Origin of the sequence: Sorangium sp. So ce145, assembly GCF_051525985.1 — a bacterium.
GTDB lineage: Bacteria > Myxococcota_A > Polyangia > Polyangiales > Polyangiaceae > Sorangium > Sorangium cellulosum_B.
The window spans coordinates 11,837,727-11,851,881 of the sequence record NZ_CP150315.1; the positions used below are offsets into that span (position 1 = coordinate 11,837,727).

The 14,155-nt window shown below is 71.1% G+C and carries 10 protein-coding genes; 9 read left to right on the top strand and 1 reads right to left on the bottom strand.

The window, feature by feature from the left end:
* The first annotated feature begins 119 nt into the window (after positions 1-119).
* The 9 genes from uvrA to WMF34_RS44020 all read left to right on the top strand — a co-directional run bounded on the left by uvrA (position 120) and on the right by WMF34_RS44020 (position 12,583).
* Entirely contained in the window at positions 120-3,164 is a 3,045-nt protein-coding gene (gene uvrA, locus WMF34_RS43980; RefSeq protein ID WP_012241206.1) for an excinuclease ABC subunit UvrA, read from the top strand.
* Positions 3,165-3,716: 552 nt separating this feature from the next.
* A complete protein-coding gene (locus WMF34_RS43985) occupies positions 3,717-5,426 on the top strand; it encodes an IgGFc-binding protein (RefSeq protein ID WP_012241208.1) in 1,710 nt (569 codons plus the stop codon).
* 46 nt (positions 5,427-5,472) lie between these two features.
* On the top strand, positions 5,473-6,396 hold the full coding sequence (locus WMF34_RS43990; RefSeq protein ID WP_437991561.1) for a DMT family transporter: 924 nt from the start codon (positions 5,473-5,475) through the stop codon (positions 6,394-6,396).
* Between the two features lie 347 nt (positions 6,397-6,743).
* On the top strand, positions 6,744-8,117 hold the full coding sequence (locus WMF34_RS43995) for a phenylacetate--CoA ligase family protein (RefSeq protein ID WP_437991562.1): 1,374 nt from the start codon (positions 6,744-6,746) through the stop codon (positions 8,115-8,117).
* A 217-nt stretch (positions 8,118-8,334) separates the two neighbouring features.
* The gene (locus tag WMF34_RS44000) at positions 8,335-9,063 is read left to right on the top strand and encodes a ClpXP protease specificity-enhancing factor SspB (RefSeq protein WP_437991563.1); all 729 of its coding nucleotides are present in this window, start codon (positions 8,335-8,337) and stop codon (positions 9,061-9,063) included.
* 56 nt (positions 9,064-9,119) lie between these two features.
* Positions 9,120-10,370, top strand: a complete 1,251-nt coding sequence (locus WMF34_RS44005) for a branched-chain amino acid ABC transporter permease (protein WP_437991564.1) — start codon at positions 9,120-9,122, stop codon at positions 10,368-10,370.
* Positions 10,367-11,167, top strand: coding sequence for an ABC transporter ATP-binding protein (locus tag WMF34_RS44010; protein ID WP_012241213.1), 801 nt, complete (start codon positions 10,367-10,369; stop codon positions 11,165-11,167). Before WMF34_RS44005 ends, WMF34_RS44010 begins: the two co-directional genes overlap by 4 nt.
* Positions 11,164-11,922, top strand: coding sequence for an ABC transporter ATP-binding protein (locus WMF34_RS44015; RefSeq protein ID WP_437991565.1), 759 nt, complete (start codon positions 11,164-11,166; stop codon positions 11,920-11,922). The genes WMF34_RS44010 and WMF34_RS44015 overlap by 4 nt, the downstream gene beginning before the upstream one ends.
* A 286-nt stretch (positions 11,923-12,208) precedes the next feature.
* The gene (locus tag WMF34_RS44020; RefSeq protein ID WP_012241215.1) at positions 12,209-12,583 is read left to right on the top strand and encodes a response regulator; all 375 of its coding nucleotides are present in this window, start codon (positions 12,209-12,211) and stop codon (positions 12,581-12,583) included.
* A gap of 91 nt (positions 12,584-12,674) precedes the next feature.
* Here the strand turns inward: WMF34_RS44020 and WMF34_RS44025 are convergent, their stop codons facing one another.
* The gene (locus WMF34_RS44025; protein ID WP_012241216.1) at positions 12,675-13,715 is read right to left on the bottom strand and encodes a hypothetical protein; all 1,041 of its coding nucleotides are present in this window, start codon (positions 13,713-13,715) and stop codon (positions 12,675-12,677) included.
* Between the last annotated feature and the right edge of the window lie 440 nt (positions 13,716-14,155).

Consider the following 14,155-nt stretch of genomic DNA (forward strand, 5'->3'; position numbering starts at 1 on the left):
CGCTCCGGCGGTGTGCGGGCGAGAGCATTGCGCTCAGCCCGCCAGTTTTTCCACGGAACATCGCGTGCCTGGAGGTGCCAGAGAGCGCGCCACCGTGTTAATGGCGGTGGGGAATCCCAATGGGCGCGCGAACGAACGGATCCTCACACCCGCAATCCATCGAATCCCCGTCCCGGAGCGCGGCGCTGAGCAAGCCGGGGAAGGGCGGCTCCTCGGGCGCGCGGCGCGCCGGCCCGGCGGCGGCGGAGCTCGATCCTGCGGAGCACCACCGGCCGGCGCTCAAGCTCCTCGACGCCGCGCGCGAGCCGGATTTCATCGAGGTGCTCGGATCGCGGGAGCACAACCTCCGCATCGATCGGCTGGAGGTGCCGAAGCGGAAGCTCGTGGTGTTCACGGGGGTGAGCGGCTCGGGCAAGTCGAGCCTGGCGTTCGACACGCTCTACGCCGAGGGGCAGCGGCGTTACGTCGAGACGCTGAGCTCTTACGCGCGTCAGTTCCTGGGTCAGCTCGAGCGCCCGCAGGTCGAGCACCTGCGCGGCCTGTCGCCGACCATTGCCATCGAGCAGAAGAGCGCGTCGAGCAACCCGCGCTCCACGGTCGGCACGATCACGGAGGTCTACGATTACCTGCGCGTGCTCTATGCGCGCGCCGGCGAGCAGCATTGCCACCTCTGCGGCAAGCCGGTGAAGGCGCAGAGCTCGGAGCAGATCGTCGACGAGCTCCTCGGGATGCCGGAGGGGACGAAGTTCGTGCTGCTCGCGCCGCTCGTGACCCACCGGAAGGGGGAGTTCAAGGACCTGTTCGAGGAGCTCCGGGGCCGCGGCTTCGTGCGGGTCGAGATCGACGGGGCGCAGCACCGGCTCGACGAGCTGCCGAAGCTCGACAAGAAGCTCAAGCACACCATCGCGCTCGTGGTGGACCGGCTGGTCGTGCGGGCGGACGAGCGCCAGCGCATCACGGAGGGGGTCGAGGTCGCGCTCCAGGAGGGGCGCGGCGAGCTCCGGGTCGAGCTCCAGGCCGACGAGGGGGCGTCCGGGCGGCGGCGTCGCCCCGACGCGCCGCTGCTGTTCAGCGCCGCGCGCTCCTGCTGCGGCCAGAGCTTCCCCGAGCTCTCGCCGCAGAGCTTCTCCTTCAACAGCCCGCTCGGCATGTGCGGCGCCTGCAACGGCCTCGGCACCCGCCTCGAGATCGATCCGGCCCTCGTGATCCCGGATCCTGCGCTGTCGATCCGGGAGGGCGCCATCGCCCCCTGGGCGTCGGCCATGGCGCGCGGGGAGGGCTGGACGTTCCGCATCATCGACGCCGTGGCCAAGGCGTGCTCCGTCGACCTCGACGTGCCCTGGCGCAAGCTCGGGGCGAAGAAGCAGGAGATGGTGCTCCATGGCCTCTCCGGCAAGCGCATCGCGGTGACGTGGGGGAAGGAGGGGACCGAGACGCACGGCACCTGGGGCATGAAGTTCGAGGGCGTGATCCCGAGCCTGATGCGCCGGTTCCAGCAGTCGTCGTCCGAGTCGGCGCGGGACGCTTACCGCAAGTTCATGAGCGAGCGCCCGTGCGACGCCTGCGGCTCCCGGCGGATGCGCCCCGAGTCGCTCGCCGTGCGCGTCGCTGGCAAGGGGATCGCCGACGTCACCGCGATGACGGTGAGGGACGCCTACGAGCATTTTGCCCGGCTCGAGCTGCCGGGCAACCGGCAGAAGATCACGGAGGGGGTGCGGCGCGAGATCACGAGCCGGCTCAGCTTTCTCCTGAACGTGGGGCTCGACTACCTGACGCTCGACCGCTCGGGGCCGACGCTGAGCGGCGGCGAGGCGCAGCGCATCCGGCTGGCGAGCCAGCTCGGCAGCGAGCTCTCCGGGGTGATGTACGTGCTCGACGAGCCGAGCATCGGCCTGCACCAGCGGGACAACCAGCGCCTCATCGAGACGCTGCGGCGCCTCAGGGATCTCGGCAACACGGTGCTCGTGGTGGAGCACGACGAGGAGACGATCCGGGCCGCCGACTACGTCGTGGATTTCGGTCCCGGGGCCGGGCACCTCGGCGGCCGGGTGATGGCCGCGGGGACGCCCGAGGAGATCGCGCGTGACCCCGAGAGCGTGACCGGGGCGTACCTGGCGGGGCGCGCGCGCATCGAGGTGCCCGGGGCGCGGCGCGCGCCGCGCGGGTGGCTGGAGATCCTGGGCGCGGCCGAGCACAACCTGAGGAGCATCGACGTCCGCTTCCCGCTCGGGGTGCTGCTCGCGGTGACCGGGGTGAGCGGCGCCGGCAAGAGCTCGCTGGTGAACGGCATCCTCCTGCCGGCGCTGGGCCGGGCGCTTCACCACAGCACCGAGCCGGTCGGCGCGCACCGCGCGATCCAGGGGCTCGAGGCGCTCGACAAGGTCATCGCGATCGACCAGAAGCCGATCGGCCGCACGCCGCGCTCGAACCCGGGGACCTACACGAAGGCGTTCGACCAGATCCGCGAGATCTTCGCCGAGCTGCCGGAGTCGCGCGCGCGCGGCTATGGCCCGGGGCGGTTCAGCTTCAACGTGAAGGGCGGGCGCTGCGAGGCGTGCAGCGGCGACGGCATGGTGAAGGTGGAGATGCACTTCCTCGCCGACGTCTATGTCCCGTGCGAGGTGTGCGCCGGCAAGCGGTACAGCGCGCAGACGCTCGCGGTGCGGTTCAAGGGCAAGAGCATCGCGGATATCCTCGACACCAGCATCGAGGATTGCCTGCGTCTCTTCGAGCACCACGTCGCGCTGCGCCGCGTCCTCGAGACGCTGGTCGAGGTCGGACTCGGGTACATGAAGATCGGCCAGAGCGCGCCGACGATGAGCGGCGGCGAGGCGCAGCGCGTGAAGCTGAGCCGAGAGCTCGGCAAGAGCCAGACGGGGCGAACGCTCTACGTCCTCGACGAGCCCACGACGGGCCTGCATTTCGAGGACATCCGCAAGCTGCTCGGCGTGCTCCACCGGCTGGTCGACGCGGGGAACACGGTGGTGGTGATCGAGCACAGCCTCGACGTCATCAAGTGCGCGGACTGGGTGATCGATCTCGGGCCCGAGGGCGGCGCCGGCGGCGGCCGGGTCATCGCCGAGGGGACGCCGGAGCATGTCGCGAAGGTGAAGGGCTCGTACACAGGACAGTTCCTTAGCCCCCTTCTCCCCCCTGGGCGTTAACCAAGCTCGCGCCGCGTTCTCCTACATTCGAACGTGGTCGTGAACGTGGTCGTGGTCGTCAACGTTGGACCGTGAACGACCACGACCACGACCACGTCCACGTCCACGTTCACGTTCACGTTCACGTTGGTGAGCGATGGGGCGGGCTCGTGCGCTGGGGGCAACGGAACGAGCTCGGTCAACGCCTATGCCCTCTTCTCCTGTGCAGGCGCTGGCCGCTCAGCGATGGATCATCCGGGGCAGAGCGGGGCAGAGGACGTCTGCGACGGCTCATTCCGACGCGCCTGAGACAGACGCGTTTGTGATTTGTGTCGCTTGCCGACCATCCATTTCAGATAAGCGCGATATTCATTGGTGGCGCCCATAACGTATTTATTCGATCGGCTTGCACCGGGCTGCAAAAGCGCGTAGCCGGGATCGATGGACACCAACGTGTCCAGGAGTGCGCGAGCACCCGACAAGCAACTTCAGCAAAAAAAGCACCATGATATCTCGCGCCAGCGGGGCTGTCGTACAGGCCTCTGCGCTCGAGATCCGTTGACGGGAGGGCCCATGCAGATCTCGAAGCATGCTCTATTTCTCGGCGTAGGACTCTGGGTGGGCGCCGCCTCGGCGGCGGCGTGCTCCGCCAGCGGCTCGTCGGCGGGCGCCCCTCGGCCGGGGACCACCGCCAGCGGCGGCGGCTCGAGCGGCGACGCCGTCGGGTCGATGAGCTCCGGCGGCTTCGGCGATGACATCGGCGCCGGCACCGGGGGCGGCGACGTCGGGCCCGAGCTGGTCGGCGACCCGAGGACGTGCGCGGAGGCCGCCGCGAGCAAGTCCTATATCGGCTGCGACTTCTGGCCCACGGTCACCGCGAACATCGTCTGGTCGATCTTCGACTACGCGGTCGTCGTCGCGAACGCCGGCGACGAGATCGCCGAGGTCGAGGTGACGCGCGCCGGCGCCGCGGTGGCGCGCGCCGAGGTCAAGCCCAACAGCCTGAGCAAGATCTACCTCCCCTGGGTGCGCGAGCTGAAGGGGCCCGACGCCACCCATTGCACCGGGGGCGACTCGATCACGAGCTCCGTCCGCGTCGACGGAGGCGCTTACCACCTCGTCTCGACAAGGCCGGTCACGGTCTATCAGTTCAACGCGCTCGAGTACAAGGGAGAGGGCGGCCCGTCCGGGAAGGACTGGTCGTCCTGCCCTGGCAACGAGGCGTGCGCGGTCAACGACGGGGAGCCCTTCGGCTGCTTCTCCTTCACCAACGACGCGTCGCTGCTCCTGCCGAGCACCGCGATGACAGGCAACTACCGCATCACGGGCCAGCGCGGCTGGGCGGCGGCGGACTTCGGCGGCTACATCGTCATCAGCGGGATCCAGGACGGCACGAGCGTCACCGTGAACGTCGCCCAGGGAGGCTCGGTGGTCGCGGGCGGCGGCATCCCCCGGACGAGCGGCGGCGGCAGCTTCACCGTCCAGCTCGACGAGGGGGATGTCGTCGAGGTCCTCGGGCACCCGAGGAGCGACCTCAGCGGCAGCCTCGTCACCGCGACCCGCCCTGTCCAGGTGCTGACGGGCATACCGTGCGTGCAGGCGCCGGTCGGCCGCCAGGCCTGCGACCACCTCGAGGAGTCCGTGTTCCCCGCCGAGACGCTGGGCAAGCGGTACTTCGTGACGGTCCCGACGTCGCCCGGCGGCCGCGTCATCGGCCACATCGTGCGCCTCTACGGCAACGTCGATGGCACGGCGCTCACGTACCCATCCGGCAAGCCGGACGGCGCGCCGACCACCATCGACGCTGGCCAGGTCGTCGACCTCGACGTGGTGAGGCGGGATTTCGAGGTCGTGGGAGACCACGAGTTCGCGGTCAGCACGTTCATGCTGGGCGCCGCGATCGTCGACGCGGACACCGAGTCTCGCCAGAAGGGCGATCCGTCGCAGAGCCACCCCACCGCGGTCGAGCAATACCGCTCCAAGTACGTCTTCCTCGCGCCGAGCGACTACGATGAGAGCTACGTCGACATCATCCAGCCGCTCGACGCCACGATCACGCTCGACGACGCCGCCGTCGACGTCGCCCCGACCCCGATCGGCAACGGCTCCGGCTTCGGTGTCGCGCGTGTCCGGCTCGGCCCCGGCAACGGCGGCGCGCACGTGCTGACCGCCTCGGCGCCCGTCGGCATCCAGGTGCTCGGCTACGGCGCCTACACGAGCTACCAGTACCCTGGCGGGCTCAACCTCGTCGCCATCGCGCCCCCGCCGCCCCCGCCCCGCTGACCCCGCGCTGGTTGTCTTTCCCGGTCTCCTGAACTAGCACCCTCGCATGACGGACGAGCCGCGCTCCTCGGCGCGTCGCGCCCGCCGCGCCGCGCTCTTCGTCGTCCTGGCCAGCCTCGCCTTCGCCACGAGCGGCCCGCTCGCCCGCTATGCGCGCCCGGTCCACCCGCTCGCCATCGCCTTCGGCCGGGTCGCCCTCGCCGCCATCGCGCTCTCCCTGCTCGACTTGCGCGCGATCGCCCGCTCGGCTGCCCGCCTCTCGCCGCGCCAGGGCGCCGCCGTCCTCTGCGCCGGCCTCCTGCTCGCCGTCCACTTCGCGCTCTTCCTCTGGGGGCTCGACCGCACGTCCCTCGCCGCGGCCCTCTCGCTCGTCTCGCTCGAGCCGCTCGCCGTCGTGCTCTGCGCGTGGGCGTTCTTCGGCGTCCGCCCCACGCGCTCCGAGCAGGCGGGCGTGCTCCTCGCCACCGTCGGCGCGCTCGTCGTCGCGCGCTCGGCCGGCGCCGGCGATCACCGGCTCTCGGGCGACCTCCTGGTCGTCGGCGCCACCCTCCTCTACGGCCTCTACGTGTCCTTCGCCCGCGGGCTCCGGGACGCGCTGCCGGCGCGGAGCTACGCCGCCCTCGTCTACGGCAGCGCCGCCGTCTTCCTCGCCGTGGCGCTCCCGTTCGCGCCCGGCGCGCTCGAGGGCGTCACCCCGCCGCCGGCCCACGCCGCCGTCGCCATCGTCGCGCTCGCGCTCGTCCCCACCGTCGTCGGCCACACCGCGGTCCAGATCGCGGCGCGCCGCATGTCCCCGTCCATCGTCGCGCTCGTGTCTCCCGGCGAGACGCTCGGCGGGATCGTCATCGGCGCCCTGTGGCTCCACGCCACCCCGACCGCGCTCGAGATCGCGGGCGCCGCGATCATCCTCGCCGGCGCCACCGTCGCGATCCTCGGGTCGAGCTCGTCCGCGGCCGCGAGCGCAGGCTGACGCGCCCCTCCGGCGCGGCGTGAAGGCGTAACAGCGTGTGTCCGTGCAGCGGTCGCGCCGAGCGCTCACCCGCTCTGCTGGGACGGAGTTTGCCCTGAGGGATCCCCTTCGTGCAGCGCTTCTCTGCGGGGAAATTGAACGGGGAGGCGGGGAGACAGGGGGTGTTTTGAAGATTTTCTCCCCGTCTCCCTGCCTCCCTGTGAATTCCCGACGAATTCGAGTGGATGCCTCAGGAGTTTGCCCGCGCGCGCCGCTCCGGTCGGACTCCGCGCCACGAACACAGGGATTTTGCGGGAGAGTCGCCCGCGCGCGCTTGACGGTCGATGATTCGAAAGAACGCTTCGCCCATGTACGGTGGGCTGTTTCGAAACATCCTGTTTCCGTTCTACGAGACCCGTTTGAGGGGCAGGGAGACCCTGAAAGACCTGGAGCGGCTAGAGCGCTCCCAGTGGCGATCGGAGAATGAGATTCGCGATCTCGGCTTCCGGCGGATGCTCGCCGCCCTCCAGTTCGCCGAGCAGCACGTCCCGTTCTACCGGGCTCGCTTCGCCGAGCACGGCGTGCGCGCCGCCTCGGTGAAGGCGCCGGAGGACCTCCTGCGGTTCCCCGTCCTCACGAGGGCCGACCTCCGCGCCCACGGGCAGGACCTCCTCGCCGAGGGCTTCGTCGGCCGGCTCTACGCGAGCGGCACGGGCGGGTCGACGGGCGAGCCGGTGCAGTTCCGCTTCGACCACCGCACCTACGAGCGCCGCATCGCGGCCGCCATGCGGTCCGACGGGTGGGCGGGCGCCCGGCTCGGCGACCGGGAGCTCCACCTGTGGAGCACCGTGCTGGTCAGCGAGACGCTCGCGAAGAAGGCCAAGCGCTCCCTTCACGAGGCCATCCTCCGCAAGAAGATGATCTCCGCCTTCGACCTGTCCGACCGGCGCCTCGCCGCGTTGCTCGACGAGATCGCGCGGTACCGGCCGCAGCTCATCGTCGGGTACGCGAGCGCGCTGTACCACGCGGCGCGCTACGCGCTCTCCGATGGCCGCGCGCTCCCCGCGCCGCGCGGCATCGTCACCAGCGCCGAGCGGCTGTTCGCGCACCAGCGCGAGGCCATCGAGCGCGCGTTCGGCGCGCCGGTGTTCGATCGGTACGGCTGCCGGGAGCTGATGCTGATCGCCGCCGAGTGCGAGCGGCACGCCGGCAAGCACATCAACATGGAGAACGTGTTCGTCGAGCTGCTCCGCGACGGGCGCCACGCCCTCCCCGGCGAGCCCGGCGAGGTCGTCGTGACCGACCTCGTCTGCCGCTCGATGCCGCTCATCCGCTACAAGAACCAGGACGTCGCGATCGCCGCCGGCGCGCCGTGCGCGTGCGGCCGCGGGCTGCCGATGCTCGCCTCCGTCGAGGGCCGCGTCCTCGACCTGCTCGTCGGCCCCGACGGCGAGCTGCTCGCCGGGGAGTTCTTCCCGCACCTCATCAAGGACCAGCCGACGATCGCCCGCTACCAGGTCCACCAGGACCGGCGGCGCGCGCTCACGGTCAAGCTCGTGCCGGGCAAGGGCTTCCAGCCCGAGACCGCGAGGCTCATCGAGCGCCTCGTCCGGCAGCACCTGGGCGAGCGCGCGGAAATCTGCGTCCAGATCGTCGACGAGATCCCCCTCACGAGCGGCGGCAAGCACCGGGTCACCCTCTCCGAGGTCCCCGTCCAGCTGGGCCGGGGGCGCGCGGCGTGAGCGTCGCCGGGGCTGCCGGGAATCTCGAGTGGCGCCGGCGCCGGCGCCGGCGCCGGCCGCGCCGCGCGCTGCGCTCACAGCGCGTTTTCTACAGATCTGCTGGAGCGCCTGGTGCCGGGGGCGCGGCGGCCTGCTCACCCGGCACACTGCTCGGCGCGTGGCCTCCCCGAAGCGCTGGCGGAGCCGCGCGGTCCGGGGTATTGGGCAGAGCAGTACGATGTCCGACGTGCAGAGACCGCTCCCGCCGAAAAAGGACGTCGCGCTGGCCCTCCTCGAGCGAGAGCCGAGCGTGTTCATCCACCTCGATCCGCGCCGGCCCGGTGTCTCCGTCCCCAAGTGGTTCACGGGACAGCCGCAGCTGATCCTCCAGGTCGGCATGAACATGGCGATCGCCATCCCCGACCTCAAGGTGGACGACGACGGGATCAGCTGCACCCTGTCGTTCAACCGCGCGCCGTTCTGGTGCCGCTTGCCGTGGCACGCGATCTGGGCGCTCGTGAGCGAGGACCAGCGCGGCATGGTGTGGCCCGAGGACATCCCGGCCGATCTCGCGGCGCAGAAGCAGCAGCGCCCCGCCGTCGCCCCGCCGCAGAAGCCCGCCAAGAGGCCGCGCCCCCGGCTCGCCGCCGTCGCGCCCCCCAGCGGCGACGACGAGCGGAGCGACGAGGCGGCGGACGAGGCGCGGGCGCGCGACAGGGCGCGCCCCCAGCTCGAGTCTGTGGAGGCCGGCGAGCGCCTCGGCGCGGGCGAGGCCCCGGCGCGGGACGCCGGCGCGCCCGTGAGGCCGCTCGCGCCGGTGCCGGCGCCGGCCCTCGCGCCGGTGCGGTCCACCGAGGAGCGCGAAGACGACGAATCGGGTGGCTCCGGTGAGCCCGAGCCCAAGCCTCGCCAAGGGGCGGGCAAGCCGAAGCGGGAACTGCCCCCCTATTTGCGGGTCATCAAGTAACGCTACTGACGCTACTGCTTGACGGTGCGGCTCGGCCATTCCAACTCTGGCCGGCCATGCCTCGACCGTTGCAGCGCGTCCTGACTGCGCTCCTGCTCCTCGGCGTCGTCGTCGCCCTCGAGTTCGGCTTCGAGACCCTCTTGCCGGACGCTGCCTGGCGTCAGCTCGCCCTGTTCGCGATGGTCAACGTCATCGCGGCGCTCTCGCTCAACGTCATCAACGGCATGGCCGGCCAGTTCTCGATCGGCCACGCCGGCTTCGTCGGGATCGGCGCGTACACCGGGGCGGTCGTGGCCGGCAACCTGCACCAGCACCTCGGCGGCGGCGACCCGCTCTTCGGCAACTCGTTCGTCGTGATGCCCGCGGCGCTGCTCGCGTCCGGGCTCGTCGCGGCCCTCTTCGGCCTCGTGGTCGGCCTGCCGAGCCTCCGGCTGCGCGGCGACTACCTCGCCATCGTGACCCTCGGGTTCGCCGAGATCTTCCGCCTGACGATCGCGACGGCGACGACCGGAGGCCCCGACCAGGGGGCGATCGGCAAGCTCCTCGGGGCGCTCGGCGGCCCGATCGGCTACGCCGGCCCCGACGACACCGGCGTGCCGCAGTACGCCGGCCCGTTCTGGATCTTCGGCGCCGTCGTGCTCGCGACGATCCTCGCCTGGCGGCTGAAGTTCTCCGGCTGGGGCCGCGCGCTGCGCGCCCTCCGCGAGGACGAGATCGCCTCCGCCGCGGTGGGCGTCGATCCGACGCGCTACAAGGTCACGTCGTTCGTCATCTCCGCCGCCGGCGGCGGCATCGCCGGCGCCCTGCTCTCGTCGATGCGCGACGGCAACCCCACGGTCCAGCCGGACCAGTTCACGTTCAACTACTCGTTCGACGCCATCACGATGGTGATCCTCGGCGGCTCGGGCAGCGTCTCCGGGGCGATCCTCGGCGGCGTGTTCGTGACCTTCACGGTGAAGCTCATCGAGCAGCTGCAGGGCCTCGACAGCGTCCTCGCGCTGAAGGCGGCCTACCCCGCGCTCGATCTGAACGCCCTCAGGATGGTGCTCTACGCGGCCATCCTCATCGGCCTGATGGTCCTCCGCCCCGAGGGGCTGTTCGGCGAGCGCGAGCTCTTCGGCCGTCGCTGGTCGCGCAGGAAGCGCTTCCCGGTGGGCCCGGCCGAGCCCGTCCCCGCCACGACCGGCGTGGAGGCGGGCGCCGGGCACGAGGGCGCGCCGCCCGGCCCGGGCGCGCCGCCCGATGAGCCGCCGCCCGGCATCACCGTCGGCCGCGAGCGCACGCCGGCCGGGAGGGAGCTCGAGTGAACCTCGATCTGAAGCACGTGACCAAGCGGTTCGGCGGCCTGCGGGCGGTCGGCGACGTCTCCTTCACCGTGCCCGAGCGCTCGATCTTCGGGCTCATCGGCCCGAACGGCGCGGGCAAGACGACGGTGTTCAACCTGATCACCGGCGTCTACAAGCACGACGAGGGCGCGATCCGCTTCGGCGGGACCGACCTCGCGCCGCTCCGGCCGAGCCAGATCGCGCGCCTCGGCATCGCCCGCACGTTCCAGAACATCCGCCTCTTCGGCCAGCTCACGGTGCTCGAGAACGTGCTCGTCGCCTGCGAGAACCTGCGGAGATCCACGCTCGCCGCCGCCCTCGTGCGCTCGCCGTTCTTCTACAAGGACGAGCAGGAGATGACCGAGCGCGCCCTCTCGCTGCTCTCGGTGTTCAAGCTGGAGGACATGGCCGACGAGATCTCGACGTCGCTCTCGTACGGCAACCAGCGCCGCCTCGAGATCGCGCGGGCGATGATGCTCAAGCCGAGGCTGCTCCTGCTCGACGAGCCGGCGGCGGGCATGAACTACGGCGAGGCCGAGGGGCTCAAGCAGCAGATCCGCTGGCTGCGCGACACCTTCGACATCACGGTCGTGCTGGTCGAGCACAACATGCAGGTCGTGATGGGGGTGTGCGAGGAGATCCACGTCCTCGATCACGGCGAGACCATCTCGCACGGCACCCCGGAGGTCGTGCGCAGGGACCCGAAGGTCCTCGCCGCGTACCTCGGCGAGGAGATCGACGACGAGGCGGCCGTCGCGGCGGCGGAGGAGCCCGCATGAAGACATCGCATCCGACGCGGCAGCCCCCCTCGGTGGCCCCCGGCGACCCCCTGCTCGTCGTCGAGGATCTCGCGGTCAGCTACGGCGGCATCAAGGCCCTCAAGGGCGTCAGCCTCGAGGTGCGGCGCGGCGAGATCGTGGCGATGATCGGCGCGAACGGCGCCGGCAAGACGACCACGCTGAAGACGATCGTCCGCCTCCTCCCGATCGCCTCCGGCCGCGTCCGCTACGACGGCAAGGACCTCGCGTCCGTCTCGACGGAGGAGCTCGTCGCTGCCGGCGTCTCGCTCGTCCCGGAGGGGCGCGCGATCTTCTCGAACCTCAGCGTCCGCGAGAACCTCGAGCTCGGCGCGTGGTGCCACAAGCACGGCCCCACCATGGCGGAGACCGTCGACGACGTGGTGAAGCTCTTCCCCCGGCTGGGCGAGCGCATGCACCAGCACGGCGGAACGCTCTCCGGCGGCGAGCAGCAGATGCTCGCAATCGGTCGGGCCATGATGGCGCGCCCCGCCATGCTGCTCCTCGACGAGCCCTCGCTCGGCATCGCGCCGCGGCTCGTCGCGGACATCTTCGAGTCGATCGCCAAGATCGCGGCGTCGGGAACAACCGTACTCCTCGTCGAGCAGAATACCCGACTGGCGCTCAAGTACTCGACGCGCGCCTACGTGCTCCGTACTGGGCAGATCGCCATGAGCGGCGAGTCGAAGGACCTCGCGGCGAACGAAGAGATCCGCGCGGCCTACCTCGGCGGCTGATCCTGCCGTCCCCGCGCCGGTGCTCGTCGGCGCTTCGCGATTCCCCGAGCGGGTCGCAGACGGGCCATCGCGGATCACGGCGGATCGCAGCGGAGCACAAGCGGATCACAAAAGAAACAGGCAGAGAGCGCTGGTGTTTCAAGCGCGTATCAACGCATCGCGTGATGCGCTGAGGCGCGATTGATATCGCTCTTTGCCGAATATGGAGTATGGTCACTGTGAGCCAGGCCATGAAGACCTGGTTTTCACAGCGGCGGCCAGAGCCGGCCGCTGACGGGGGATACCCATGGAGATTGAGAGCACGACCCGCGTCCTGGTGATCGATGACGACGCCAGCAACTCCCAGCCGCTCGTCCACTTCCTCTCATCCCGGGACTACACGGTGGAGACGTGCTGCGGGCTCGGCCATGCGCGTGACGTGCTTGCCCGCTGGCGTCCTCATGTGATGGTGCTCGTGCCCCGGGAGGAAGCGGAGCTCCACAGCGAGATGGAGGAGCTCCGCCGCATGTCGCCGCGCGTGCCCGTCGTGGTGCTCACGCCCGCGGTCGGCCCCGAGCTCATCCTGGACATGGAGGCGTTTGCGCCCACGGTGCCCGCGTGCCCGTCGCGCGGCCTCGCGTACATCGAGTCTGCGGTGGCCGACGCCTCGGCGATGGGTTGACCGCGCTGACCGCGGCCGGCCTCGGATCGGGGCCCGCGCGCGCCGCGGGCCGGGTCCCACCCGGGGCAGGCGCCCACCGCATCGGCTCGCCTCAGGCGGACGGCTCGAGCCCGTCCGGCAACCCGTCGAAGAACTCGTCCACCACGGACGCGAGCCAGGCGCGCACCGGTCCGGTCGCGCACATGCTCCTCACGACGGGCCAGAGCGCGTCCGCGAGCGCGCCGACGTCGAGCTCGGGCGCGATCCCGAGCCGCCCCAGCGCGTCGCCGAGCGGCTCGCGCGCGTGCGCCGCGACGAACGCCGCGATCGCCTCGCTGGTCCGCGCCCGGACGGGCCGATCCCGGAGCAGCTGCGCGGCGATGTCGGCGCCGAGCTCCTCGGCGATCGTCGAGCTCTTCGCGTCGAGCTGACCGACGAGCGCGCAGATCTCCTGCTCCAGCACCCACGTGGCGACCTGCTTGCGCAGGCCGACGAACTCGGGGGTGTCGCCCTTGGCGACGAGGAGGTCGTGCACCTGGCGCATCGCTGTGCGCGAGAACCCCTGCAAGAACCGGCGGATCTCCGGCTCGAGCCGCCGCTCGAACTCGCCCCGCATCGCGCCCATCGTCTTGCCGACGCCGCCGAGGCCGAAGGGGGCGACCCGCTTGAGGAGCGCGGGCAGGCCCCACTCGGCGAAGAACGGGTTCACCTTCTCGGAGAACTCCATCAGCGTGTCGTAGAGGACGTCGCGCATCACCGCGTCGAGCGCCGCGCTCTCCAGCACCTCGCGCACGAGCCGCTCCGGTACGATCTTCGGCTGCTCGAGGATGCGGTCGAGCTTGTCGCGGGCGCCCTCCGGCAGGAGCTCCTTCGCGCTCCGCCGCTCGGCGCGCGCCGCCTCGACGAGCGCCGCGAGCGCCGCGGCGGCCGCCGGCCGGACCGCCCGCCGGAGCGGCTCCTCCGCCGCCAGCGCCTCGAGCGCGCGCCCGATCGCCCCCGCGTCCACGAGCTCGCCGAGCGGCGTCGCGAGCAGCGCCGCGAAGCCGGCAGGCAGCCGCTCCCGGAAGTCGCGCGCCGCCGCCTCCGAGACGAGCCGCGCCTCGAGGAACGCGATCTGACGAGCCTTCAGTTCATTAAGTAGCGCGCGATCCATCCGGGAACCGATAGCCTTGAGCCCCCGCTGGTGCCAGGCGCAGATGACCCCGGGCCTCCGCCGACGTGGCGCGCGGCGCCCGGCGCGCGGCCCCTGGCCTCCGCTCGGCCCCCGAAATCGCGTAGTACTGTGAATCTGCCCAGCGGGTGAGCACCTTACTCCTTGAACGTGGTTTCGGAGGAGCCTTACCAAAAACACCTTACTTGGAGCTCCAGTATCCGGGGACCCCCTGAGTCGGCGCGCCGCTCGCGCACGTGCGTTCGTGCGGCGGACCTGCGGGCAGCGCCGCGCGCCCGGGCGAAGCGGGATTGTCGGTGATTGTCATTTCCCGCGGGGCGCGACTCGGGCCGAAGTCAACTTTGCGGGCCTCGCGACAGAGAGTTGCAACGAATTACAAGTGCCTGACAACTTCGGATCCGGCGGATGGTACGCGTTCGTTG